Source organism: Streptomyces sp. NBC_00252 (assembly GCF_036187565.1).
In the GTDB taxonomy this organism is placed as follows: domain Bacteria; phylum Actinomycetota; class Actinomycetes; order Streptomycetales; family Streptomycetaceae; genus Streptomyces.
In genome coordinates this window covers 7,930,436-7,955,784 of sequence record NZ_CP108087.1, presented here as the reverse complement: position 1 = coordinate 7,955,784, position 25,349 = coordinate 7,930,436, and the positions used below count along the sequence as shown (strand labels likewise).

The 25,349-nt window shown below is 71.2% G+C and carries 21 protein-coding genes; 13 read left to right on the top strand and 8 right to left on the bottom strand.

The window, feature by feature from the left end:
• Nucleotides 1-56: 56 nt before the first annotated feature.
• Both OHT77_RS35380 and metH read right to left on the bottom strand, forming a co-directional pair.
• On the bottom strand, nucleotides 57-752 hold the full coding sequence (locus OHT77_RS35380) for an HAD family hydrolase (protein WP_328832459.1): 696 nt from the start codon (nucleotides 750-752) through the stop codon (nucleotides 57-59).
• A gap of 166 nt (nucleotides 753-918) precedes the next feature.
• On the bottom strand, nucleotides 919-4,434 hold the full coding sequence (gene metH, locus OHT77_RS35375) for a methionine synthase (RefSeq protein WP_328832458.1): 3,516 nt from the start codon (nucleotides 4,432-4,434) through the stop codon (nucleotides 919-921).
• Nucleotides 4,435-4,794: 360 nt separating this feature from the next.
• On the opposite strand from metH, the gene OHT77_RS35370 reads away from it, so the two are divergent.
• The 10 genes from OHT77_RS35370 to OHT77_RS35325 all read left to right on the top strand — a co-directional run bounded on the left by OHT77_RS35370 (nucleotide 4,795) and on the right by OHT77_RS35325 (nucleotide 15,022).
• On the top strand, nucleotides 4,795-5,559 hold the full coding sequence (locus tag OHT77_RS35370) for an IclR family transcriptional regulator (protein ID WP_266767108.1): 765 nt from the start codon (nucleotides 4,795-4,797) through the stop codon (nucleotides 5,557-5,559).
• Nucleotides 5,560-5,938: 379 nt separating this feature from the next.
• Entirely contained in the window at nucleotides 5,939-6,718 is a 780-nt protein-coding gene (locus OHT77_RS35365) for an MIP/aquaporin family protein (protein ID WP_328832457.1), read from the top strand.
• An 83-nt stretch (nucleotides 6,719-6,801) separates the two neighbouring features.
• The gene (glpK, locus tag OHT77_RS35360) at nucleotides 6,802-8,340 is read left to right on the top strand and encodes a glycerol kinase GlpK (protein WP_328832456.1); all 1,539 of its coding nucleotides are present in this window, start codon (nucleotides 6,802-6,804) and stop codon (nucleotides 8,338-8,340) included.
• 9 nt (nucleotides 8,341-8,349) lie between these two features.
• Nucleotides 8,350-9,966, top strand: coding sequence for a glycerol-3-phosphate dehydrogenase/oxidase (locus tag OHT77_RS35355; protein WP_328832454.1), 1,617 nt, complete (start codon nucleotides 8,350-8,352; stop codon nucleotides 9,964-9,966).
• A gap of 127 nt (nucleotides 9,967-10,093) precedes the next feature.
• The gene (locus tag OHT77_RS35350; RefSeq protein ID WP_328832453.1) at nucleotides 10,094-10,654 is read left to right on the top strand and encodes an SMI1/KNR4 family protein; all 561 of its coding nucleotides are present in this window, start codon (nucleotides 10,094-10,096) and stop codon (nucleotides 10,652-10,654) included.
• A gap of 154 nt (nucleotides 10,655-10,808) precedes the next feature.
• On the top strand, nucleotides 10,809-11,027 hold the full coding sequence (locus OHT77_RS45095) for a hypothetical protein (protein WP_443048168.1): 219 nt from the start codon (nucleotides 10,809-10,811) through the stop codon (nucleotides 11,025-11,027).
• Nucleotides 11,024-11,776, top strand: coding sequence for a phosphorylase family protein (locus tag OHT77_RS35340; RefSeq protein WP_328832452.1), 753 nt, complete (start codon nucleotides 11,024-11,026; stop codon nucleotides 11,774-11,776). The genes OHT77_RS45095 and OHT77_RS35340 overlap by 4 nt, the downstream gene beginning before the upstream one ends.
• The gene (locus OHT77_RS35335) at nucleotides 11,773-13,068 is read left to right on the top strand and encodes an amidohydrolase (protein WP_328832451.1); all 1,296 of its coding nucleotides are present in this window, start codon (nucleotides 11,773-11,775) and stop codon (nucleotides 13,066-13,068) included. The genes OHT77_RS35340 and OHT77_RS35335 overlap by 4 nt, the downstream gene beginning before the upstream one ends.
• Nucleotides 13,069-13,153: 85 nt before the next feature.
• Nucleotides 13,154-13,825: a FadR/GntR family transcriptional regulator gene (locus OHT77_RS35330; RefSeq protein WP_266767124.1), complete on the top strand. Its 672-nt coding sequence runs from the start codon at nucleotides 13,154-13,156 to the stop codon at nucleotides 13,823-13,825.
• 198 nt (nucleotides 13,826-14,023) lie between these two features.
• Nucleotides 14,024-15,022 carry a PAC2 family protein gene (locus tag OHT77_RS35325; RefSeq protein WP_328832450.1) on the top strand — a complete coding sequence of 333 codons (999 nt, stop codon included), beginning with the start codon at nucleotides 14,024-14,026 and terminating at the stop codon, nucleotides 15,020-15,022.
• 78 nt (nucleotides 15,023-15,100) lie between these two features.
• Here OHT77_RS35325 and mshC read toward each other — a convergent pair whose 3' ends face one another.
• The 4 genes from mshC to OHT77_RS35305 form a co-directional block, all read right to left on the bottom strand.
• On the bottom strand, nucleotides 15,101-16,330 hold the full coding sequence (gene mshC, locus OHT77_RS35320) for a cysteine--1-D-myo-inosityl 2-amino-2-deoxy-alpha-D-glucopyranoside ligase (RefSeq protein ID WP_328832449.1): 1,230 nt from the start codon (nucleotides 16,328-16,330) through the stop codon (nucleotides 15,101-15,103).
• 95 nt (nucleotides 16,331-16,425) lie between these two features.
• A complete protein-coding gene (locus tag OHT77_RS35315) occupies nucleotides 16,426-17,244 on the bottom strand; it encodes an SCO1664 family protein (protein WP_328832448.1) in 819 nt (272 codons plus the stop codon).
• On the bottom strand, nucleotides 17,208-17,798 hold the full coding sequence (locus OHT77_RS35310) for a DUF3090 domain-containing protein (protein ID WP_033283700.1): 591 nt from the start codon (nucleotides 17,796-17,798) through the stop codon (nucleotides 17,208-17,210). Before OHT77_RS35310 ends, OHT77_RS35315 begins: the two co-directional genes overlap by 37 nt.
• 75 nt (nucleotides 17,799-17,873) lie before the next feature.
• Nucleotides 17,874-18,560 carry a histidine phosphatase family protein gene (locus OHT77_RS35305; protein ID WP_328832447.1) on the bottom strand — a complete coding sequence of 229 codons (687 nt, stop codon included), beginning with the start codon at nucleotides 18,558-18,560 and terminating at the stop codon, nucleotides 17,874-17,876.
• Between the two features lie 62 nt (nucleotides 18,561-18,622).
• Between OHT77_RS35305 and corA the strand changes: the two genes are divergently transcribed.
• On the top strand, nucleotides 18,623-19,621 hold the full coding sequence (gene corA / locus OHT77_RS35300) for a magnesium/cobalt transporter CorA (protein WP_328832446.1): 999 nt from the start codon (nucleotides 18,623-18,625) through the stop codon (nucleotides 19,619-19,621).
• A gap of 13 nt (nucleotides 19,622-19,634) precedes the next feature.
• On the opposite strand, the gene OHT77_RS35295 is transcribed toward corA, so the two are convergent.
• A complete protein-coding gene (locus OHT77_RS35295; protein ID WP_328832445.1) occupies nucleotides 19,635-20,423 on the bottom strand; it encodes a ferritin-like domain-containing protein in 789 nt (262 codons plus the stop codon).
• Between the two features lie 236 nt (nucleotides 20,424-20,659).
• On the bottom strand, nucleotides 20,660-21,715 hold the full coding sequence (locus OHT77_RS35290) for an LLM class F420-dependent oxidoreductase (protein ID WP_328832443.1): 1,056 nt from the start codon (nucleotides 21,713-21,715) through the stop codon (nucleotides 20,660-20,662).
• Between the two features lie 186 nt (nucleotides 21,716-21,901).
• On the opposite strand from OHT77_RS35290, the gene OHT77_RS35285 reads away from it, so the two are divergent.
• Both OHT77_RS35285 and OHT77_RS35280 read left to right on the top strand, forming a co-directional pair.
• Complete coding sequence (locus tag OHT77_RS35285; RefSeq protein ID WP_266767132.1) at nucleotides 21,902-22,885, top strand: aldo/keto reductase; 984 nt, start codon at nucleotides 21,902-21,904, stop codon at nucleotides 22,883-22,885.
• On the top strand, nucleotides 22,882-25,257 hold the full coding sequence (locus OHT77_RS35280; protein ID WP_328832442.1) for a helix-hairpin-helix domain-containing protein: 2,376 nt from the start codon (nucleotides 22,882-22,884) through the stop codon (nucleotides 25,255-25,257). The genes OHT77_RS35285 and OHT77_RS35280 overlap by 4 nt, the downstream gene beginning before the upstream one ends.
• Nucleotides 25,258-25,349 lie beyond the last annotated feature (92 nt).

Here is a 25,349-nt window from a genome sequence, read left to right as displayed (position 1 = left end):
CCCATTGATCCCATTGGACTTTGCACGCTCGGTGAACGGTTGACGCATTTCCGTCATCAGTCGGCCATCAGTCCGCGCAGAAATGCCAGGTCGACGACTTCCAGCGAGGACACGACGGTGCGCCGGTCGGCCGGTGCGATGGGCGCCACGGACGGCACGGCCACCACCAGGCAGCCCGCCGCCTCGGCCGCCGCGACACCGGTCGCCGTGTCCTCCACGACGGCGCAGCGGGCCGGGTCGACGCCGAGACCGGCGGCAGCGAGGAGATACGGGTCGGGGTACGGCTTGGTGCGGGTGACCTCGTCGCCGGCGATCGTCAGCGTGAAGTGCTGCGGGCCCAGCAGGGTCAGGACGCGGTCGATGATGCGCCGGTGCGAGGCGGAGACGAGGGCCGTGGGGATCTCGTACTCGGCGAGCTCGGCGAGGAGTCTCGCGGCGCCCGGCATGAGCGGCAGGGTGCGCCCGATGCGGTCCTCGAAGCCGGAGTTGAGCAGGACGGACAGCTCGGCGAGGGTGATGTCGGCGCCGGTGGCCTCGATCAGGAAGCCGGCGCTGCGGGTCATCGGGCCGCCGACCACGACATGGCGCCAGGAGTCGTCGAGGGTGTGTCCGAGGGCGGCGAAGACCTCGACCTCGACGTCCCACCAGAAGCCCTCGGTGTCCACCAGGGTGCCGTCCATGTCGAGGAGTACGGCCTGGAGAGCGGAGCCTTCGGCCGTACGGGTTCCGAGCGCGGGGACCGTGCTGGTCATCCTGGCGCACCTCCTTGAGGGACGATCAGGCCGGCCGCCTCTTTTTCACAGAGAGGCGACCGGCCTGCGGTGGACCGACCAGTGTACGACTTATCCGATCAATGTGCTCGTCCGTTCCAGGGCGCCCCTAGTTCAGCGCGCCGGTCAGGTCGGCGGCCTGTGCGGATCAGCGGGCGTTGAAGTACTTCGCCTCCGGGTGGTGGATGACGATCGCGTCCGTGGACTGCTCCGGGTGCAGCTGGAACTCCTCCGAGAGGTGGACGCCGATGCGCTCCGGCTCCAGCAGGGCGGCGATCTTCGCGCGGTCCTCCAGGTCGGGGCAGGCGCCGTAGCCGAGGGAGAAGCGGGCGCCGCGGTACTTGAGGGCGAACATGTCCTCGACGTCCGCGGGGTCCTCGCCGGCGAAGCCGAGTTCGGAGCGCACGCGCGCGTGCCAGTACTCGGCGAGTGCCTCGGCCAACTGGACGGAGAGGCCGTGCAGTTCGAGGTAGTCGCGGTAGGAGTTCGACTCGAAGAGCTTGGCGGTCTCCTCGCCGATGCGGTTGCCCATGGTGACGATCTGGAAGCCGACGACGTCGGTCTCGCCGGACTCCTCCGGGCGGAAGAAGTCGGCCAGGCAGAGGCGGCGGCCACGGCGCTGGCGCGGGAACGTGAACCGGGTGCGCTCGTTGCCCTCGTCGTCCAGGATGATCAGGTCGTCGTCCTTGGAGACACAGGGGAAGTAGCCGTAGACGACGGCCGCCTCGAGGAGGTTGTCCGTCTGGAGCTTGTCCAGGAGGCCGCGGAGGCGGGGGCGGCCCTCGGTCTCGACGAGGTCCTCGTAGCTCGGGCCGTCGCCGGTGCGGGCCTGCTTGAGGCCCCACTGGCCCTTGAAGAGGGCGCCCTCGTCGAGCCAGGACGCGTACTCCTTGAGCTGGATGCCCTTGATGACCCGGGTGCCGCGGAACGGTGCCTCGGGGATCGGGTTGTCGACGGCGACGTCCGAGCGGACGTGGCCCTCCTCGGGGCGCTCCTCGACCTCCACGGCCGCGCTCGCCCGCACCCGGCGCTGCTTCAGCTCGGGCAGCTTCGCGCCGGGCACGCCCCGCTTGACGCCGATCAGGGCGTCCATCAGGCGCAGGCCCTCGAACGCGTCGCGGGCGTAGCGGACTTCGCCCTCGTAGATCTCGTGCAAGTCCTGCTCCACGTACGCCCTCGTCAGCGCGGCGCCGCCCAGGATGACCGGGTAGTCGGCGGCCATCTTGCGCTGGTTGAGCTCCTGGAGGTTCTCCTTCATGATCACCGTGGACTTGACCAGGAGGCCCGACATGCCGATGACGTCGGCGCGGTGCTCCTCGGCGGCCTCCAGGATCGCGGAGACGGGCTGCTTGATGCCGAGGTTGACGACGTTGTAGCCGTTGTTGGACAGGATGATGTCGACGAGGTTCTTGCCGATGTCGTGGACGTCGCCGCGCACCGTGGCGAGCACGATGGTGCCCTTGCCCTCGGCGTCCGACTTCTCCATGTGCGGCTCCAGATAGGCGACCGCGGTCTTCATGACCTCGGCGGACTGGAGCACGAACGGCAGCTGCATCTGGCCGGAGCCGAAGAGTTCGCCGACGACCTTCATGCCGTCCAGGAGCGTCTCGTTGACGATGTCCAGGGCGGGGCGGGTCTCCAGCGCCGAGGCCAGGTCGGCCTCCAGGCCGTTCTTCTCGCCGTCGATGATGCGCCGCTTGAGCCGCTCGTCCAGCGGGAGGGCGGCCAGCTCCTCGGCCCTGCCCGCCTTCAGGGACTTGGTGGTGGCGCCCTCGAAGAGGGCCATCAGCTTCTGGAGGGGGTCGTAGCCCTCGGCCCGGCGGTCGTAGATGAGGTCGAGGGCGGTGGTGACCTGCTCCTCGTCGAAGCGGGCGATCGGGAGGATCTTCGAGGCGTGCACGATCGCGGAGTCGAGGCCCGCCTTGACGCACTCGTCGAGGAAGACGGAGTTGAGCAGGACGCGGGCGGCCGGGTTGAGGCCGAAGGAGATGTTCGAGAGGCCCAGTGTGGTCTGGACGTCGGGGTGGCTCGCCTTGAGGCGGCGGATCGCCTCGATGGTGGCGATGCCGTCGCCGCGGGACTCCTCCTGGCCGGTGCAGATGGTGAAGGTCAGGGTGTCGATGAGGATGTCCGACTCGTGGATGCCCCAGTTCGTCGTGAGGTCCTCGATCAGCCGCTCGGCGATGGCGACCTTGTGCTCGGGCGTACGGGCCTGGCCCTGCTCGTCGATGGTCAGCGCGATGAGGGCGGCGCCGTGCTCCTGCGCCAGCTTGGTGACCTTCGCGAAGCGGGACTCGGGGCCGTCGCCGTCCTCGTAGTTGACGGAGTTGATGACCGCGCGTCCGCCGAGCTTCTCCAACCCGGCCCGGATGACCGGGACTTCGGTGGAGTCCAGGACGATCGGCAGGGTGGAGGCGGTGGCGAAGCGGCCGGCGAGCTCCTCCATGTCGGCGACGCCGTCGCGGCCGACGTAGTCCACGCAGAGGTCCAGCATGTGGGCGCCCTCGCGGATCTGGTCGCGGGCCATCTCCACGCAGTCGTCCCAGCGGCCGTCGAGCATGGCCTCGCGGAATTTCTTCGAGCCGTTGGCGTTCGTGCGCTCGCCGATCGCCATGTAGGCGGTGTCCTGGCGGAACGGGACCGTCTGATAGAGCGAGGCGGCGCCCGGCTCGGGCTGCGGGTCGCGCTCGGTGGGCGTGGCCTCGCGGACCCGCTCGACGAGCTGGCGCAGGTGCTCGGGGGTGGTGCCGCAGCAGCCGCCGACGAGGTTCAGGCCGTAGTCGCGGACGAAGTGTTCCTGCGCGTCGGCCAGGCCCTCGGGGTCGAGCGGGAAGTGGGCGCCGTCCTTGGTCAGGATGGGCAGGCCCGCGTTCGGCATGCAGAGCAGCGGGGTGCGGGAGTGGCGGGCGAGATAGCGCAGGTGCTCGCTCATCTCGGCCGGGCCTGTCGAGCAGTTCAGGCCGATCATGTCGATGCCGAGGGGTTCCAGCGCGGTGAGCGCGGCGCCGATCTCGGAGCCGAGCAGCATGGTGCCGGTGGTCTCGAAGGCCATGGAGACCAGCAGGGGTACGTCGACGCCGGTCGCCTCCATGGCGCGGCGGGCGCCCAGGATCGACGACTTGGTCTGCAGGAGGTCCTGGGTGGTCTCCACGATCAGGGCGTCGGCGCCGCCGGCGAGCAGACCCTCGGCGTTGGCCTGGAAGCCGTCGCGCAGCGTGCTGTAGCCGATGTGGCCGAGGGTGGGCAGCTTGGTGCCGGGGCCGATGGAGCCGAGGACCCAGCGCTGGCGGCCGTCGCGGGCGGTGAAGTCGTCGGCGGTCTCGCGGGCGATGCGGGCGCCGGCCTGGGAGAGTTCGTGGACGCGCTCGGGGATGTCGTACTCGGCCATCGCAGAGTGGTTCGCGCCGAAGGTGTTCGTCTCGACGCAGTCCACACCGGCGCCGAAGTACTCCTCGTGGACCGAGCGGACGATGTCGGGGCGGGTGACGTTCAGGATCTCGTTGCAGCCTTCGAGGTTCTCGAAGTCGTCGAGCGTGGGGTCCTGCGCCTGGAGCATGGTGCCCATGGCTCCGTCGGCGACCACCACGCGGGTGGCGAGTGCCTCTCGGAGCGCGGACACACGGGTCCGGCTGTCGGCAGAAGGGGTCTGTGGCGACGAGGCCATGAAGGGGCTCCCTGGAGTGCGACGGCTGTCGGCTTTGCGGCTTCCCAGGGAACCTCTCACGGAACTCCCCCGGGAGCGTGCACGTCGCCAGGGTAACGGGGCCGGGCGGAAGGATGCTCGAGGCGTCCATGAGGCGGACCTGATCGACGGTGACGCCCACCGGGGTGAACGGGACGCGGACCGGGGTGACGGGCGGGTCAACGCCGTCTAGGTTCTCGCGACAAGTGACGGAACAGAGACGTGACTGGAATCGACCGACCATTAGCGGGAGGTCGGCATCGACCGGTAGTGTTCGACATTGCCGAACGGCGGCAGCGACGTCGCGCGTCGACGGTCGAACGGGACGGAGGCAGTACGGCGATGGCACGGAACATCCAGTCGCTCGAACGGGCGGCCGCGATGCTGCGCCTGCTCGCGGGCGGCGAGCGACGGCTCGGCCTCTCGGACATCGCCTCGTCGCTCGGCCTCGCCAAGGGCACGGCCCACGGCATCCTGCGCACCCTCCAGCAGGAGGGCTTCGTCGAGCAGGACGACGCCTCCGGGCGCTATCAGCTCGGCGCCGAACTGCTGCGCCTGGGCACCACGTATCTCGACGTCCACGAACTGCGGGCCCGCGCCCTGGTGTGGACGGACGACCTGGCCCGCTCCAGCGGCGAGAGCGTGCACCTGGGAGTGCTGCACCAGCAGGGCGTCCTGATCGTGCACCACGTCTTCCGGCCCGACGACAGCCGGCAGGTCCTGGAGATCGGCGCCATGCAGCCGCTGCACTCGACGGCCCTGGGCAAGGTGCTGTCGGCCTACGACCCGGTCGCGCACAGCGAGGTCATGGAGGCCGACCGCAAGCCCTTCACCGACCGCACGGTGTCCGCCCTGGCCGACTTCGAGCACATCCTCGACGTGACACGCGCGCGTGGCTACGCGGCCGACGTCGAGGAGACCTGGGAGGGCGTCGCGTCCATCGCCGCGCCCATCCACGACCGGCGGCGCATGCCGGTCGGCGCGGTCGGGATCACCGGCGCCGTGGAGCGGCTGTGCCGGGAGGGCGAGCTGCGCCCCGAGCTGATCGCCGCGGTACGGGACTGCGCCCGCGCGGTGTCGCGGGATCTCGGCGCCGGAAGGTTCTGAACTCAGCGGATTCACAGCGGGATCTCACCGGACCGCCATGCGGACGTTCCGGTATCAGTCGTACCCTGAATGACAAAGTCGGCTAAAACGCCAAATCAGTACACACGGTGTCCACTTGATCGCCGTCCGCGTCGACCGTGAGATCGATAGCCCACAGCGATCAATAACGATCGTGTTTTCGATAACAGCACTCTTGACGCGCCCGTAACCACGGGGCAAGACTCCCGTCCATCGGTCGGCATTGTCGAACACTTACCGGCAATACGCGCTAGAGTGTGACAACGCCAAAGGCCGGCATCGCTCTCACCCCCGAGGGCGCACGAATCCCCGGCGGGACCCGGGGTTCGGCTTCCCTGGACGAAGGACAAAGGAGTCGCGGGTGTCCAGCTCCGACATCTTCATCGGCGAGACCATAGGTACCGCCGTACTCATCCTGCTCGGCGGTGGCGTCTGCGCCGCCGTCACGCTGAAGGCCTCCAAGGCCCGTGCCGCCGGCTGGCTCGCCATCGCCTTCGGGTGGGGTTTCGCCGTCATGACGGCCGTCTACATCTCGGGCCCGCTCTCCGGAGCCCACCTCAACCCGGCCGTGACCCTCGCCCTGGCGATCGAGAACGGCGGTTGGAAGAACGTCCCGATCTACTGGGCCGGGCAGCTGCTCGGCGCCATGATCGGCGCGACGCTCGTCTGGGTGGCCTACTACGGACAGTTCCAGGCCCACCTCACCGACAAGGAGATCGTCGGCGAGCCGGCGGCCAAGGCCGTCGAGGCCGAGGAGAAGGGCGCGGGCCCGGTCCTGGGCATCTTCTCCACGGGCCCGGAGATCCGGAACGTCTGGCAGAACCTCGCCACCGAGATCATCGGCACCATCGTGCTGCTCCTCGCCGTCCTCACCCAGGGCCTCAACGACAAGGGCAACGGCCTCGGCGTCCTCGGCGGGCTGATCACGGCCCTCGTCGTGGTCGCCATCGGTCTCTCCCTCGGTGGCCCGACCGGCTACGCGATCAACCCGGCCCGTGACCTCGGTCCGCGCATCGTGCACGCCCTGCTCCCCCTGCCCAACAAGGGAGGGTCCGACTGGAGCTACGCCTGGATCCCGGTCGTCGGTCCGCTGATCGGCGGCGCGATCGCTGCGGGCATCTACCACGTCGCCTTTGCTTAGAACCTGCCGAGAACCGGTATTCCGAGCACTGAAGCAGCAGTAGAACCAGTCCTCATGATCACGGAACCCCTCAGGAGCACACAGTGACCGACGCGCACACCGCCGGACCGTTCATCGCGGCCATCGACCAGGGCACGACCTCCAGCCGTTGCATCGTCTTCGACCGGGACGGCCGTATCGTCTCCGTCGACCAGAAGGAGCACGAGCAGATCTTCCCGAAGCCGGGCTGGGTCGAGCACAACGCCACCGAGATCTGGACCAACGTCCAGGAAGTCGTCGCCTCCGCCATCGAGAAGGCGGGCATCACCCGCGACGACATAAAGGCCATCGGCATCACCAACCAGCGTGAGACCACGCTGCTGTGGGACAAGAACACCGGTGAGCCCGTCCACAACGCCATCGTCTGGCAGGACACCCGCACCGACGCGCTCTGCAAGGAGCTCGGGCGCAACGTCGGCCAGGACCGCTTCCGCCGCGAGACGGGCCTCCCCCTCGCCTCGTACTTCGCCGGACCCAAGGCCCGCTGGCTGCTCGACAACGTCGACGGCCTGCGCGAGCGCGCCGAGGCGGGCGACATCCTCTTCGGCACGATGGACAGCTGGGTCATCTGGAACCTGACGGGCGGTGTGAACGGCGGCAAGCACTACACCGACGTCACCAACGCCTCCCGCACCATGCTGATGAACCTGCACACCATGCAGTGGGACGAGAAGATCGCCGAGTCCATCGGCGTCCCGCTGAACATGCTGCCGGAGATCCGCTCCTCCGCCGAGGTCTACGGCGAGGTCACCGGCGGCCGCCTCGGCGACCTGCTCGGCGGCATCCCGGTCGCCTCGGCGCTCGGCGACCAGCAGGCGGCCCTGTTCGGCCAGACCTGTTTCGCCGAGGGCGAGGCCAAGTCGACGTACGGCACCGGCACCTTCCTGCTGATGAACACCGGCGAGAAGCCCGTCAACTCCTACAACGGCCTGCTCACGACGGTCGGTTACCGCATCGGCGACCAGAAGGCGGTCTACGCCCTGGAGGGCTCCATCGCCGTCACCGGTTCGCTGGTGCAGTGGATGCGCGACCAGATGGGCCTGATCTCCACCGCCGCCGAGATCGAGACGCTCGCGCTCTCCGTCGAGGACAACGGCGGCGCCTACTTCGTGCCGGCCTTCTCCGGTCTGTTCGCCCCGTACTGGCGCTCCGACGCCCGCGGTGTGATCGCCGGTCTGACCCGGTACGTCACCAAGGCGCACCTCGCGCGCGCCGTCCTGGAGGCCACCGCCTGGCAGACCCGTGAGATCACCGACGCCATGACCAAGGACTCCGGCGTCGAGCTCGCGGCCGTCAAGGTCGACGGCGGCATGACCTCCAACAACCTGCTGATGCAGACCCTCGCCGACTTCGTGGACGCCCCCGTGGTGCGCCCGATGGTCGCCGAGACCACCTGCCTCGGTGCCGCCTACGCCGCCGGCCTGGCCGTCGGCTTCTGGACCAGCACCGACGACCTGCGCGCCAACTGGCGCCGGGCCGCCGAGTGGACCCCCAACATGGACGCGGCGAAGCGCGACCGTGAGTACAAGAGCTGGCTCAAGGCCGTCGAGCGGACCATGGGCTGGCTCGAGGACGAGGAGTAAGAACCCCACATGACCAGTCAGTCCACCCTGCAGTCCGTACCTGCCCTCGGTACGCACCCGGCCTCCGGCTCGAACCCGAGCCGGGCCGAGACCCGGGAGCAGCTCTCCAAGGCGACGTACGACCTCCTCGTCATCGGCGGCGGCATCCTGGGCATCTCCACCGCCTGGCACGCCGCGCAGTCCGGGCTGCGGGTGGCCCTGGTCGACGCCGGCGACTTCGCCGGTGCCACCTCTTCCGCCTCCTCCAAGCTGCTCCACGGCGGTCTGCGCTACCTGCAGACCGGCGCGGTGAAGCTGGTGGCGGAGAACCACTTCGAACGCCGCGCGGTCTCCCGCCAGGTGGCTCCCCACCTGGCGAACCCGCTCACGTTCTACCTGCCCGTGTACAAGGGCGGTCCGCACGGCGCGGCGAAGCTCGGGGCGGGCGTGTTCGCCTACTCCGCGCTCTCCGCGTTCGGCGACGGCGTCGGCCACCTCCTGTCCCCCGCGAAGGCGGCGCAGGACGTGCCCGAGCTGCGCACCGAGAACCTCAAGGCCGTGGCCGTGTACGGCGACGACCAGATGAACGACGCGCGCATGGCGCTGATGACGGTCCGCGCGGCCGTCGAGGCGGGCGCGGTCGTCCTCAACCACGCCGAGGTCACCGGCCTGCGCTTCACCCAGGGCCGGGTGACCGGCGCGGAGCTGCGCGACACCACCTCGGGCGACGAGTTCGGCGTGAGCGCACGCCTGGTGCTCAACGCGACCGGGCCGTGGGTCGACCACCTGCGCAAGATGGAGGACCCGAACGCGGCGCCGTCCATCCGCCTGTCGAAGGGCGCGCACCTGGTCCTGAAGCGCACGGCTCCGTGGAAGGCCGCTCTGGCGACCCCCATCGACAAGTACCGCATCACGTTCGCCCTCCCCTGGGAGGACATGCTGCTGCTCGGCACGACCGACGAGGAGTTCGAGGGCGACCCCGCGGATGTCTCGGTCACCGAGAAGGACATATCCCAGATCCTGGACGAGGCCGCGTTCTCGGTCCGCGACCAGCAGCTCTCCCGTGACCTGATCACGTACTCCTTCGCGGGCCTCCGTGTGCTGCCGGGCGGTCCCGGCGACACCGCGAAGGCCAAGCGCGAGACGGTGGTGACCGAGGGCAGGGGCGGCATGCTGTCCGTCGCGGGCGGCAAGTGGACGACGTTCCGGCACATCGGCCGTACGGTCATGCAGAAGCTGGAGGCCCTTCCCGGCCGTCCGCTGGGCGAGGACTTCGAGCCGATCTCCTCCCTCCCGAAGAAGCTCCCGCTCCCCGGCGTCGCCAACCCGCGCGCGGTCGCCCACCGCCTCCTGGTCGACAACCCGGCCCCGGGCCCGCGCATGGCCGCCGACACGGCGAAGCACCTGGCCACGCACTACGGCTCCCTGGCCTTCGACATCGCCCGACTCGCCAACGAGAACCCGGAGCTGGGCCGGCGCGTCCACCCCGACGCCCCCGAGATCTGGGCCCAGGTCGTCTACGCCCGCGACCACGAGTGGGCCGAGACCCAGGACGACGTCCTCCGCCGCCGCACCACCCTGACGATCCGCGGCCTGGCCACGGACGAGGTCCGCGAAAAGGTCCAGGACCTCCTCGACAAGAAGTAGCCGCCAGGGCTACGACACCGGTCGCCACGACGGTTTTCGCCACGACGACGTGACAAGGGGCGGTTCCCTGCCGGGGGCCGCCCCTTCCGCGCGCCCGGTTGTCAGTGCCGGGTGTTTTCATGGGCGGATGAACAACGATCAGGCCTCCGCCGAGGAACTCGCCGCGCTGCGGGCGGCGTTCGGGGTCGCCGACGGCGGGGAGTCGGCGCTCGGCTGGGACGCGGTGCGCGCGTTCGAGGCGGAGCACGGGGTGGTGCTGCCGGAGCCGTACCGGACGTACGTGGCGGAGTTGTCCGACGGGTCGTTCCAAGGGCCCCCGGAATACGGGCTGGTGGGCCTGGCCGAGTTGCCGGACGACTGGGGCGGCGCCGAGGAGGAGCGCTACCCGGGCCAGCCCTTCCCGCTCACCGCGGGCTGGCTGTGGGAAGAGGACGACGGGCCCTACGACGATCCCGACGCGGTCGTCGAGCAGGTCCTCAACCACGGCTCGATCGTGCTCGGCACCGACGGCTGCGCGATGAACTGGCACCTGGTCGTCACCGGCCCCCAGCGCGGCCACATCTGGCACATCACCGATGTGGGCGCCATGCCGTTCGGCGCGGAGTTCGGGCACACGACCTCCGCGCCGGGGTTCGCCGGCTGGGTGGCGCACTGGGCGGCGGGCAAGGAGTGGTTCGACGCGGAGTGACGCGTCCGGTGGCTTCGCGCGGGGACGCGGTGGTTCTCGGAATCGCCATGAACCTCCACGCGGTTGGTCCGACCAGCTTCCTGTTGCGTACGGTCTTCGGTGTGCAGGCACTTTCGACGGTTCGTCACTCGCGGGCCACGGCTGGATCGCGGTCGTGGCGGTGATGCTCGGCCGCCCGGCACCCGTCGGTGTGCCGCTCGCCGCGCTGCTCTTCGGTCTCGCCGAGGCCGCCGGCTTCCGTCTCCAGGGCGTCGGCCTGTCCCGACAGGCCACGGACGCCGCGCCGTACGTCGTGAACCACGTCGCCCTCTTCCTCCCGACGGCCCGCCGCCGTCGCCGTACCGCCGACTCCCCCACCGGAGCTGTCACATGACGCAGGACCTGTCGCCCATCACCCGAATACCGCGCACGGGACTTCCCGCGCACGCCGTCGTCGTCGGCGACCCGGCGCGCGCCGCCGCCGTCGCCGCGCTGCTCGACGGTGCCGAGGAGGTGTCGTACCACCGCGAATACCGGGTGTTCAGCGGGAGTTGGAAGGGCCTGCCGGTCACCGTCGCCTCGCACGGGGTGGGCGGACCGGGTGCGATCCTGCTCTTCCAGGAGCTGGCGGACGCGGGCGTGCGCACCTTCCTGCGCTTCGGCACGGCGGGCGCGATGAAGCCCGGCATCGGCGACGGCGACCTCGTCATCGCGGAGGCGGCCGTCCGCGACGACGGTGTCACCCAGCAGTTGCTGCCCCCGGAGTACCCGGCGGTCGCCGCCCCCGAGGCGGTCCTCGCCCTCCAGCGCGCGGCCCGCGCCGCCGACGCCCCGCACCACCGCGGCATCGTCTGGACCCGCGCCGCCTTCCAGCCCGGCCTCCTCCCCCTCTTCTCCTACGACGGCGCCGGGCTCGCGGCGATCGAGATGGAGCTGTCGGCGCTGCTGGTGACGGCCTCGCTGCGCGGTCTCGTCGCGGGAGGGGTGCTGGTCGTGGACGGCGCGAACGCCGACGAGCTGGTCGACGCGGAGACCACCGGCGGGTACGACCCGCACCGGGACGTCGTCGCGGCCGGTGTCGAGCGGGGCGCGGTGGTGTCGCTGGAGGCGCTGCGGCTGCTGGCGGAGGAGTACGCGGCATGACCATCGACCTGTTGGTGCACGGCGGGGACGTCCTGACCGTCGACGAGGCCGGAACGGTCGTACGGGACGGGGCGGTTGCCGTCCACGAGGGCGAGATCGTCGCCGTAGGACCGACCGCGGAAGTGACAACTCGGTTCACGGCCACGGAGTCCATTGACGCGGCGGGCTGTCTCGTCCTGCCGGGGCTGATCAACACGCACACGCATCTCGCGATGACGCTGCTGCGCGGTCGCGCCGACGACGTGACACTCCAGGGCTTCCTGGAACGGGTGTTGAAGTGGGAGGCCGAGCTGCTGGCGCCGAAGAACGTGGCGGCGGCGGTGCGGCTCGCGGTGGCCGAGAGCGTACGCGCCGGGGTGACCTCGGCGCTCGACATGTACTGGTTCCACGAGGCAGCCGAACAGGTGGCCCGCGAGGCCGGCTGGCGACTGCACACCGGCCCCACCTTCATGGACGTGCCGGAACCGCCGGACGGGATGCCGTACGAACACCGACTCGACTGGGCGCGACGGGACTTGGCGGCCCGGGGCGAGGCACGCCACGGCACCCGCCCGGTCCTGTTCGCGCACTCGACCTACACCCTCGCCCCCGATCAGCTCGTCGAGATCGCCGACCTGGCACGGGAGTTCGGGGCGCTGCTGCACATCCACGCGGCGGAGAACGCGACCGAGGTCGCCACCGTCGAGGTCAAGTACGGCAAGCGGCCTGTGGAGTTGCTCGACTCGCTGGGGCTGCTCGGCCCCGATCTGCTGCTCGCGCACGCCGTGGACCTGACCGGCCCGGAGATCGCGGCGCTGGCCCGCACCGGCACGTCCGTCGCCCACTGCCCGGTGTCCAACCTGAAGTTGGGCTGCGGCATCGCGCCGGTGCCCCGGCTGCTCAGCGCGGGCGTCACCGTCGGCCTCGGCACGGACGGCGCGGTCAGCTCCAACACGCTGGACGTGCTGGGCGCCGTACGACAGGCGGCCCTCGTCCACAAGGCGGGCGGCGACCCGACGGCCGTCGGTGCCGAACAGGCCGTACGGATGGCGACGATCGAGGGCGCGCGGGCACTGGGCCTGGGCGATCACCTGGGTTCCCTGGAGGCCGGGAAGCGGGCCGATCTGATCGTGCTGGACCTGGGGGCGCCGCATCTGCGGCCGCTGCACGACCCCTGGTCGACGCTCGCGTACGCCGCGCACTCGGCGGACGTACGGGACACCGTGGTGGACGGGCGGGTGCTGATGCGGAACCGGACACTCGGCGCGCTGGACGAGGACGCGGCGCTCGCCGAGCTCGAAGCACTTGCCTGAGCTGTGCATTTCCCTCCCGTTCAGCCCGCTGAACCCCCATAATGGGCCTGATACATCGGATGTCTGAACAACAGGGAGGCCGGCCATGGCGGTCACCGATGAGGCGATCGAGAAAATCAAGGGAATGATCGTCTCCGGCGCGCTGCGGCCCGGGGACCGGCTGCCCAAGGAGAGCGAACTCGCCGCCGAACTCGGCCTGTCCCGCAACTCCCTGCGGGAGGCCGTGCGCGCCCTGTCGCTGATCCGCATCCTGGACGTGCGACAGGGCGACGGCACCTACGTCACCAGCCTGGACCCCCAACTCCTGCTGGAGGCGCTGAGTTTCGTGGTGGACTTCCACCGCGACGACACCGTGCTGGAGTTCCTGGCCGTCCGGCGCATCCTGGAGCCGGCCGCCACGGGGATGGCGGCGCTGCGCATCAGCGAGCAGCAACTGGCCGCGCTGAGCGCCCAGTTGGACGCGCTGGGCGCGGCGCCCTCGGTGGAGGAACTGGTCGCCTGCGACCTGGAGTTCCACCGGGGCATCGTGCGCAGTTCCGGCAACTCGGTGCTCTGCTCACTGCTCGACGGACTGTCCGGGCCCACCACCCGGGCCCGGATCTGGCGCGGGCTGACGCAGGAGGACGCGGTGAGCCGGACGCTGCACGAGCACCGGGCGATCCTCGGCGCGCTGCGCGACCGCGACGCGGAGGCCGCGCGGTCGTGGGCGACGGTGCATATCGCGAGCGTGGAGCAGTGGCTGCGTTCGAGCCTGTGATCGAGTGGGGCGCTCCGTCGATCCATCGGAGGAGTGACCGGCCGGGACGGGGCTGCACAGGATGGCGATCTTGTGTGTTCGAGCCGCTCGGACGGGGCAGGCATGGGTTCACTCCCCCGTGCAAGGGGGCTGCGGGCGCCCCCGCCGGACGCCGTAAGGTTGGGGCGTACGCGAGGACGGATCGGAAGGAGGCGCTGGGTGATCGAGCTGGAGGGGGTTCCCGAGCTGATCGACCCAGTGATGGTGGCCGCGTTCGAGGGCTGGAACGACGCCGGCGACGCCGCCTCCACCGCGGTCGCGCACTTGGACAAGGAGTGGAAGGGCGAGGTCTTCGCGGCCCTGGACGCCGAGGACTACTACGACTTCCAGGTCAACCGGCCCACGGTGTGGATGGACGCCGGAGTGCGAAAGATCACATGGCCGACGACGCGCCTCTCGGTGGTCAGGGTCGGCGGCGAGAAGCCGCGTGACCTCGTGCTCGTCCGGGGCATCGAACCGTCCATGCGCTGGCGCTCGTTCTGCAACGAACTGCTGGGTTTCGCCCACGAGTTGGGCGTCGAGCTGGTGGTGATCCTGGGCGCGCTGCTCGGTGACACCCCGCACACCCGTCCGGTGCCGATCAGCGGCACCACGTCGGACTCCGACCTGGCGCAGCGGATGGACCTGGAGGAGACCAAGTACGAGGGTCCCACGGGGATCGTCGGCATCCTCCAGGAGGCGTGCACGCACGCGGGCGTCCCGGCCGTGTCGCTGTGGGCGGCGGTGCCGCACTACGTGTCGCAGCCGCCCAACCCGAAGGCGACCCTGGCGCTGCTCAACCGCCTGGAGGACCTGATCGACGTGCGCATCCCGCTGGGCGAGCTGCCCGAGGACGCGCGCGCCTGGCAGGTCGGCGTGGACCAGCTGGCCGCCGAGGACAGCGAGGTCGCCGAGTACGTGCAGACGCTGGAGGAGGCCCGCGACACCGCGGAGCTGCCGGAGGCGTCGGGCGAGGCCATCGCGCGTGAGTTCGAGCGCTACCTGCGCAGACGCGACGGCGGCCCGCAGCCCGGGGGCCATGCCACGGCGGACGGCAGCGACAGCGCGTCGTATCTCCGGGACAACCCGGGTGGCGGCCGCACGAAGCCGCAGCGGCCGGCGAAGCCGGACACGGAACCGGAGGCCGACGGGGACGACGAGGACTCCTCCGAGGAGTGAGTCCTTCGGTCAACGGCTCGCAGAACAGGGGCGGTTCCTCCCGGGTGGGAGGAACCGCCCCTGTTCTGCGAGCCGTTGCTACAGGGCCACGCCCAACAGGGCGTCCACGGCGCGGGAGACGATGCCGGGGGCGCCCTCGTCGCTGCCGCCCCGGTCCCGCTGGAGAGCCGCCCAGCGGTCGACCGCGGCGAGCGCGGCCGGGGCGTCCAGGTCGTTCGCGAGAGCTTCGCGCATCTCCTCGACGACCGTCAGCGCGGAGGGCCCGTCGGGCCGGGAGACCGCGGCACGCCAGCGGCCGAGCCGGGCGACCGCGTCCTGGAGGACCCCGTCGGTCCACTCCCAGTCGGAGCGGTAGTGGTGGGCGTGCAGGGCGAGCCGGATGGCGGCCGGGTCGACGCCCTCGCGGCGCAGCGCGGAGACGAAGACGAGGTTGCCCCGGGACTTCGACATCTTCTCGCCGTCGAGACCGACCATGCCGGCGTGGACGTAGGCCTTGGCCATGGGGAACTCGCCGGTCAGCACCTGGGCGTGCGAGGCGCCCATCTCGTGGTGCGGGAAGGCGAGGTCGGAGCCGCCGCCCTGGACGTCGAAGCCCATGCCGAGGTGGTCGAGGGCGATCGCGACGCACTCGATGTGCCAGCCGGGCCGTCCCTGGCCGAGCGTGCCGCCGTCCCAGCTCGGCTCGCCCTCGCGGGCGGCCATCCAGAGCATCGGGTCGAGCGGGTTCTTCTTGCCCGGGCGGTCCGGGTCGCCGCCGCGCTCGGCGGAGAGCAGGCGCATGGCGGCCGCGTCGAGGTTGGAGACCTTGCCGAAGTTCGGGTCGGAGCCGACGGAGAAGTAGATGTCGCCGTCGAGGTCGTAGGCGGCACCGGCGTCCCGGAGGCGCTCGACCAGCGGCACGATGCCCGGTATCGCCTCGACCGCGCCGATGTAGTGCTTCGGGGGCAGCATCCGCAGGGCGGTCATGTCCTCGCGGAAGAGCGCCGTCTCCTTCTCGGCGAGGGCCACCCAGTCGACGCCGTCGCGCACGGCGCGCTCCAGGAGCGGGTCGTCGACGTCGGTCACGTTCTGGACGTAGTGAACCTGCCGCTTGGTGTCGAGCCACACGCGCTGCACGAGGTCGAACGCGTTGTAGGTCGCCGCGTGTCCCATGTGGGTGGCGTCGTACGGCGTGATGCCACAGACGTAGATACGGGCGACGGGACCGGTGTCGGGGGTGACCAGACCGCCGGTCGCGGTGTCGTGGATCCGGAGGTCGCGGCCCTTGCCGGGCAGGGCGGGGACCTCAGAAGCGGGCCAGGCATACATGTCATGAGCGTAACCGGACGGATGATCCGTTTACGAACCGGACCAGGCCGTATGGCCGGTAAGGCGCTCTTGCGCGTCCCCGCCTCCGTGTGCAGCTACACGGGCGGCCACGGAATCGCGGGCCACTCCCCGCTCGGCTCGGGATGCTTCCCCTCCGCGAGCAGCGCGTCGACCCGCGCGCGCGTGGCGTCCAGTTCCACGTCGGTGATCAGCTCGGCGAGCTTCCCGGCCAGCGCGGCGCCGTCGCTGAGCGCCTCCCTGAGCCCCTGGAGGACGTCGACCGCCTCCGGAGTGAGCGGATCGCCCGCCCAGCCCCACAGGAGGGTGCGCAGCTTGTTCTCGGCGTTGAAGGTGACACCGTGGTCGATGCCGTAAAGGCGGCCCTCGTCGGCGGGCAGCAGATGGCCGCCCTTGCGGTCCGCGTTGTTGATGACCGCGTCGAGGACGGCGAGCCTCCGCAGCCGCTCGTCGTCGGCGTGCACCAGGAGGGCCGTCTTCCCCTCGCCGACCTCGGCGAAGGCGATGGCCTTCCAGCCCTCCCCGGGCTCCTCGGCGTCGACCAGGGCGAGCAGTTCGGATCCGGGCACGGCCTCGATCCACAGCTGGCACATGCCCTCGCCGTGCGGCCCGTCGCGCAGCACGGTGGGGGGCACGAGGCCCCAGCCGGTCGCCTCGGAGACCTCGTAGGCGGCGACCTCGCGCTGGGCGAGGGTGCCGTCCGGGAAGTCCCACAGGGGGCGCTCCCCCGCGACGGGTTTGTACACGCAGGACGCCTCGCGGCCCTCGTACGTCACGGAGCAGAACAGCACCGCGTTCGAGGCCTCGCGGATGCGTCCGCGTACTGTCAGCTCACCCTTGGCGAGCAGCTCGGCCGTGGTCACGCTCCGCGGCGGTATCCGTTCTGGCGCGGACATACGTGTCCTTCCGGGTCGAGCGGGAGGCTGCACAGCGGGCAGGGCGGACGGCCGGCGTTGACGACATCCAGGGCCCGCTTGGCGAAGGCGCGGGCCTGGGCTCCGGTGAGGCGGACCCGCAGCATCGGGGGGCCGTTCTCCTCGTCCTGGAGGAGGCGCTCCTCGGCCTCGGCGAGGTCCTCGTCGGTGTCGGCGTCGAGTTCGACGAGGGCCTGCGCCTCGACGATCATGCGCTGCTCCTCACCGTCCCAGGCGAGCGCCATGGTGCCGACGCGGAACTCCTCCTCGACGGGGGTCTCCAGCGGACGGGTGTCGGAGATCTCGGTGGGGGTGACGGCCGGGACGGCGGCGCTGCCGCCACTGCGCCGTACGACCTCGTCCAGAAGCTCGTCCATGCGCTCGGCGAGCGCGGCGACCTGCGTCTTCTCCAGGGCCACGCTGGTCACCCGAGGACCGGAGGCGGCCTGGAGGAAGAACGTACGGCGCCCGGGCAGTCCGACCGTGCCGGCTACGAAGCGGTCCGGCGGGTCGTAGAGGAACACCTGACGGGACACGTCCTGTCTCCATTGGGATCGACTGCTGACAAGTGCGGCGCTACTGCGACCGCTTCACCCTACTGCGGCCGACGATCACGGTGCGCCCGCGCCGCCCCCGACCGGGGCGTCGTCGCCCGGCGGCTCCTCGCGCGGGGCCAGGGACGCGAGATCACCCGTGTCCCCGAGCCGGACGAGAAAAGGCCTGAGACGGGTGTAACGGATCGCTGTGATGGAACACGGTTCTACGGAGATCCGCTGGAAGAGGTCGAGATGAAGCCCGAGTGCGTCCGCGACAAGGGACTTGATGATGTCGCCGTGCGAACACATGAGATAGACGGCGTCGGCGCCGTGATCGCGCTCCACGCGCGCGTTCCACTCGCGTACGGCCTCGGCCGCGCGGGTCTGCATCGCGCGCATCGACTCGCCGCCGGGGAACGCCGCCGACGAGGGGTGCGACTGGACGACCTCCATCAGGGGCTCGTCCTTGAGCTCGGCGAGCTTGCGGCCCGACCAGTCGCCGTAGTGGCACTCCCCGATCCGCTCCTCGGTGTGCAGCCGCAGGTCGGGGCGGGCGTCGAGGAGGGGCTGGAGGGTCTCCTGGCAGCGCTGGAGGGGGCTGGCGACGACCTCGGCGATCGGCAGCGCGGCGAGCCGTCCGGGGAGCGCGGCGGCCTGGGCGTTGCCGCGCTCGTCGAGGGCGACACCGGGCGTCCAGCCGGCGAGCACTCCCCCGGTGTTGGCGGTCGAACGTCCGTGCCGGACAAGGATCAACGTGGGCATGGGGCCAAGGGTAGGCGTACGCGCGGGTGCGTCTTCGGCCGGACGGCAGGAGAATACGCACCGTGATCGTGGACTACGCCATCTACCGTGACGGACGCCGGACGGAGGGCCCCGGCGACTTCTCCGACGGCCTGGACCATTGTCGTCGGGTGGGTGACGCCTTCGTGTGGATCGGTCTCTACGAGCCCACGGAGAAGGAGTTCGACCAGGTCACCCAGGAGTTCGGCCTGCACCCCCTGGCCGTCGAAGACGCCCTCAAGGCCCATCAGCGGCCCAAGATGGAGGTCTACGACGACTCGCTGTTCGTGGTCCTCAAGCCGGTCGGCTACGAGGCGGACGACGACGTCGTCACCTCCGGCGAGGTCATGGTCTTCGTGGGCGACTCCTTCGTGGTGACCGTCCGGCACGGCATGGAGGCCCCTCTGGCGGCCGTACGGCACCGCCTCGAGGAGGAGCCGGAGATGCTGCGGCACGGGCCGACGGCGGTGCTGTACTCGATCGCGGACGCGGTGGTCGACCATTACGTGGACGTGGCGGACGAGTTGCAGACCGACCTGGAGGAGCTGGAGGCGGCGGTGTTCTCGCCGACCGGCGGCGGCTCGCGGACCACGGCCTCGCGGATCTACACCTTCAAGCGGCAGATCCTGGAGTTCCGCCGGGCCACCGGGCCCCTGGCGATGCCACTCGCCCGGCTCGCGGGCGTCGGCCTCTCCGGTGACCGGGTGCCGTTCGTGAACGACAAGTCGCGGCCGTTCTTCCGTGACGTCAACGACCACCTGATGAAGGTCAACGAGTCCGTGGAGGGCCTGGACCGGCTGGTCTCGGACGTCCTGTCGGCCCACCTCGCGCAGACCAGCGTCCGGCAGAACGACGACATGCGGAAGATCTCCGGCTGGGCCGCCATGGCCGCGGTCCCCACGATGATCGCGGGGATCTACGGCATGAACTTCGACCACATGCCGGAGCTGCACTGGCTGTGGGGATACCCGGCGGTGATCCTGCTGATGGCCGCCCTGGAGGTGCTGCTGTACCGGACGTTCAAGCGGCGCGGCTGGCTGTAGGCCCTGGTTGGGCTTACGCGAACTCGGGCGCGGCGGTGGCCGGTCCGCCGAGGGCGTCACGGCGTTCCGGCATCCTCAGGGACACCATCCGCCGCCAGCCGCCGAGCCGTTCGTACGCGTACACCGCGTGGATGCCGGCGGCGAGCGCGGCCGACTTGGCGCGGGGCCAGCCGAGGACGCGTCCCATGTGGGCCATCACCGCGAGGCTGACGTCCCGGTAGATCCCGATCTCGGCCAACGCGCACTGCCGGAGCGTCCGTTGGATCGCGCGGCCGTGTCCCGCGGCGGCGAAGCGCAGCAGCTCCTCGTGGCAGTAGGCGAGATGGTTGTCCTCGTCGTTCGAGATCATCCGTACCGCGCGGCCGAGGTCGGGGTGGTCGGCGAAGTGCCTGCGCAGGAGGTCCATCTGCTCGGAGGCGCGCTGTTCGGTGACCCGGCTGTGCGCGAGGTAGGTGACGACGTCCTGGACGGTCAGGGCCGCCTCGCCCCTGAGCTTCTCGTGCGCGAGGCCGATGCCGTGCCGCTCCAGGAGCATCGTGTAGTCGGTGTCGGCGGGCACCCGGACAGGGTCGAGGCCGCGCTTCTTGAGGAGGGCGTTGAAAATGCGCCCGTGCTTGTCCTCGTCGGCGCCGTGCCGGCTGATCTTGGGGGCGAGGTGACGTTCGCTCGCCGGGACGAGCAGGGCGATGCGCCCGTTCTCCCAGCCGCCCTGGGACTCGCCGCTGGCCGCGATGGAGCAGAACAGCCGGAACGACTCGTCGTTGTCGAGGATCTCCTGGAACAGGCTCTTGGCCGAAAGCATCTGAAGGCACCTCCATGCAGGATTCCGCCACATTCCGCAAAGAACGAGTCAAATGCGGCATCAGAGGTGCTGCAACAGCAGTGTCGGACAACTCCGCCAAAAGGAGGACTACGGATGTCCCGTCGGGGGCGTAACCGCACGGGCTGCCGCGCGTTGTTCCCCGTGACGGCCGTGGCGGGGAAGACCCCCCGAGCCCCCACCACGGCCGTAGAAAACTTCCGTACGGCAGAGGCGCGTCACGCGAGGCCGGCGCGCTCCAGTGCTTCGGTTCCGGCGCGCAGGGCGGCGAGGCGCTCGTCCAGGGTCCAGCCGGCCGGGGCGAGCGTCAGGGTGGTGACACCGGCCGCCGCGTACTCCTTCATCCGGTCCGCGATGCGGTCCACGGAACCCAGCAGCGTCGTCTTGTCGATCAGGTCGTGCGGGATGGCCGCGGCGGCGCCGTCCTTGTCGCCGGACAGGTACTTGTCCTGGATCTCGGCGGCGGCCGCCTCGAAACCCATGCGCCGGGCCTGCTTGTTGTAGAAGTTCTGTTGCCGGCTGCCCATGCCGCCCACGTAGAGCGCGGTGTACGGGCGGAAGGTGTCGGCGAGCTTCTCGACGTCCTTGTCCTCGCCGAGGGCCAGCGGGAGCGTCGGGACGATGTCGAAGCCCTCCAGGGTCTTCCCCGCCTTCTCGCGCCCGGCCCGCAGATGCCGTACGGCGGTGTCCTCCAGGTGCTCGGCCGAGGGGAAGATCAGCAGCGCGCCGTCGGCGATCTCGCCGGTCTGCTCCAGGTTCTTCGGGCCGATCGCCGCGATGTAGAGCGGGATGTGCTCGCGCTCCGGGTGCACGGTCAGCTTGAGGGGCTTGCCCGGGCCGCCGGGCAGCGGCAGTGTCCAGTGCTCACCGTCGTAGGACAGGCGCTCGCGGGTCATCGCCTTGCGGACGATCTCGACGTACTCACGCGTGCGTGCCAGCGGCTTGTCGAACTTGACGCCGTACCAGCCCTCGGAGACCTGCGGGCCGGAGACACCGAGGCCCAGGCGGAAGCGGCCGCCGGAGAGGGAGTCGAGGGTCGCGGCGGTCATCGCCGTCATCGCGGGCTGGCGGGCCGGGATCTGGAAGATGGCCGAGCCGACGTCGATGCGCTCGGTCTGCGCGGCGACCCAGGTGAGCACCGTGGCCGCGTCGGAGCCGTAGGCCTCGGCGGCCCAGCACACCGCGTAGCCGAGGCGGTCGGCCTCCTGCGCCACGGCGAGGTTGTCGCCGTCCATTCCGGCACCCCAGTAGCCGAGGTTGATCCCGAGCTGCATGGCAGACCCCTTACCGATCAGTAACGTCGCTGTTGTGCCGACCCTAGCGCGCGGTGGTGCGGGCGGACAGGACGGGTGCCGGTGAGTGATCACGGAGCGTGCCGCGGGAGGGACTGTGGATCATCGTGGAAATCGGTTATCCACAGGCCACCACACCGCAGGTTCAGGCCAGTAATCTCGGCGTTCATGGAGCAGAGGCATCTCGGCCGTACCGGCCTTCGTGTGTCCCGGATCGGACTCGGCACCCTCACGTGGGGGCGCGACACCGACGAGCATGACGCCGCGGGCCTCTTGAAGGCGTTCTGGGAGGCCGGCGGCACCCTCGTCGACACGGCGGACGTGTACGGCGACGGGGAGGCCGAGTACCTGCTCGGACAGCTCATAGAGGGGCTCGTGCCGCGCCGGGACCTGGTCATCTCGACGAAGGCGGGGAGCGTACCCGACCCCGACCGCCGCTTCGACGGCTCGCGCGGCCATCTCCTGGCCGCGCTGGACGCCTCGCTGGCCCGCCTCGGCACGGACTACGTCGACGTGTGGCACATCCACGCCTTCGACCCGTTCACACCGCTCGAGGAGACCCTCCAGGCCCTCGACCTGGCGGTCAGCAGCGGGCGCGCGCGTTACGCGGGCGTCTCGAACTACTGCGGCTGGCAGCTCGCCAAGGCGGCGACCTGGCAGCTGGCGGCGCCAGGCACGCGGACGCGGCTGGCGAGCACGCAGCTGGAGTACTCGCTGCTCCAGCGGGGCGTGGAGCGCGAGGTGCTGCCGGCCGCGCTCGACCTGGGCATCGGGCTGCTGCCCTCCTCGCCGCTCGGGCGCGGGGTCCTCACCGGCAAGTACCGGCACGCGACGCCGGCCGACTCACGGGGCGCCTCGGAGCACATGGCGCCCTTCGTCGCGCCGTACCTCGACGACACGGCGACCCGCATCGTGGACGCGGTGACGACGGCCGCGGACGGGCTAGCGGTCACGCCCCTCCAGGTCGCCCTCGCCTGGGTCCGCGACCGGCCCGGGGTGGCCGCCCCGATCGTCGGCGCGCGCAACGCGCAGCAGCTCACGGCCGCATTGTCAGTGGAGGCCCTTAGTCTTCCTGACGAGATCTGCCGAGCGCTCGACGATGTGTCGGCGCCTCTGCACCGCTATCCCGATCACGACTGGAGCACGCTGTGAGCACGGACCCGGAGACCACGGAGACCTCGCCGTCCGAGGACACGGGCACGGATGCCGCGGGGGGCGCCGAGGAGGCGGGGACGGACGTGACCTCGGACGCCGGGGAAGGCGCCGACGGCACGGGTGAGGAGACGGCCGCGGAAGGTGCCGAGGGCGCTGCGGCCGAGGACACCGAGAGCACTGGTGAGGACGCGGCCGCTGAGGGCACCGCTGATGCCAAGGCCGAGGCTGCCGCGCCCGAACTGTCCGAGGCCGCCGCCGAGTTGCTGGCGCAGCGGCTGGAGCGGGAGCGGATCGAGCGGCGGAAGGCGGAGAAGGCCGGGCCCATCGCGGCCGGGACCAAGCTCAGCGGGACGGCCGCCGATCTGCTCGCGGCGGTGCGGGCCGTGGAGAGCGGCGAGAAGCCCGTGACCACCCCCTTCGCCGAGCCGGACCCCGCCCCGCGCCGGTCCGCCACACCCGAAGCGGTACGCCGCCCGCAGCCCGTGGCGGCCGACCCCGGCGCCCCCGCGACCGAGACCGTCGAGTCGGTACGGCGGGTACTGGCCGAGGGCGGCGCCCCCGAGACGCTCGCGGCGCAGGTCGCGGCGGCGCTCGGCGAAGGCGCCGACGACCAACTCCGCGAGGACCCCTGGCAGTTGCTGCGCGTCCCCGGTGTACGGCCCGAGCAGGCCGACGGGTTCGCGCGGGCGCTGCTCGGCGACGAGTGCGCGCCGGACGACGAGCGGCGGGGTCGCGCGGTCACCACCTGGCTCCTTGAGCAGGCGGCCCTGGCCGGTCATACGGCCCTGGAGGCCTCGGCGTTGACGGCCGCGCTGGCCAAGCAGGGCGTGCCCGACCCGGACGCGGCGACGCAGAGCGCCATCGCGGAGGGTGAAGTGCTGGTCTTCCAGGACGCGTTGGACGAGCCCGCGGTGCCGGTGCAGCGCACGGACGAGGAGACCGAAGAGGTCCAGGAGCGTCCGGTCCGGGTGCTGATCGGCCTGGAGCGGTACACGCTCGCCGAGGAGAGCCTGGCCGACGGCCTCGCCAAGCTGATCAACTCGGTGCCGAAGGAGGACGGTTCGGCGGCGGACTGGGAGCAGGCGGGTGCCGCCAAGGGCTCCACTGGCGAGCTGATCCGCGCGGTCGCGGGTCATGGCCTGGTGCTCCACACCGGCGGTGAGGCGTCCCTGGAGGAACCGGCGGCACTGCTCCGCGCGGCGGCGGGTTTCGGGCTGCGCGCCTGGGCCGCCGCCCACAGTCCGGTCGGGCGGGACCGGTTCGCCGCGTTGCTCGCCGGGTCCGGCGCGGGGAGCACGTCCGGCGGGCCGGGAGATCCCGCGTCCGCCGCACCCGCTGCTCCCGCGCACGACACACCGCGGGACCCGGCGACGGACGGTTCCACGCCGGACGGCCCCGGAGCGGCCGACGGCCCTCGCGCCACCACCCTCGCCGGGCTCCTGTCCGGTGCCGAGGGCCCCGGGCGGGACGCGGACGGCGCCCTGGACCTGGATCTGCTGGTCGTGCTCGACGCGCCTCAACTGGACGTGGAGACGGCCGCGCTGCTCAGCGAGTCGCTGCCGGACGGCGCCCGGCTGGTGCTGGCCGGGGACCCGGCGGTGCTGTGGTCGGCGGGGCCCGGGCGGGTCTTCGCGGATCTGCTCGCGTCGAAGGCCTGCCCCCAGGTCGTCTCCCGGCGCCCGGATCTCGGCCCCGTGGGCGAGCTGGTCTCGGGCATCGGCATCGGTGAGCTCAACCAGGTGGAGGCTCCCGGTAAGGAGGTCGTGATCGTGCCGGTGCGGGACGCCGGTGAGGCCGTGCACCGGACCGTGCAGCTCGTCGCCGACTCGGTGCCGCGCGTGATCGGCGTCCCGTCCGAGCAGACGGTGGTGATCACCCCGGGCCACGGCGGCGCGGCGGGCACCCGTGCCCTGAACGTGGCGCTGAAGGAGCGGCTCAACCCGGGCCCCGGCCGCTTCGGCGGCTTCGACCCCGGCGACCGGATCGCGTACTCCCCCACCCCGGGCCGTACGATCCCGGGCCGCGTGGTGAACGCCGACGCCGAGGGGCTGCACCTGGCGTGCGCCGGCGGACCCGTCGTCGTACCGAAGGAGCGGGTCGAGCAGGCCGTGCGGCACGGGTGGGCGCTGACCGCGCACCAGGCCGTGGGGGCGCGGTGGCCCGCGGTGGTCGTGGTGCTGCCCGGGGACGCGGCGCAGGCGCTCAGCCGCCCCTGGGTGTACACGACGTTCAGCCGGGCCGACCGGCACCTGTCCGTCGTGCACGGCGTGGACCAGGCACTGCCCCGGGCCGTCGCCGAGGTCCCGGCCAAGCCGCGGACGACCCGGCTGCCGGTGCTGCTGCGACCGCAGGTTCCCGCGGAGGCCTGAGACCGGACGGCGGCGGACGGGACACGACGACGGCGGTCACCGAGGGGTTTCCCCGGTGACCGCCGTCGTCGTGACAGGCGGGCGCCTGCGGA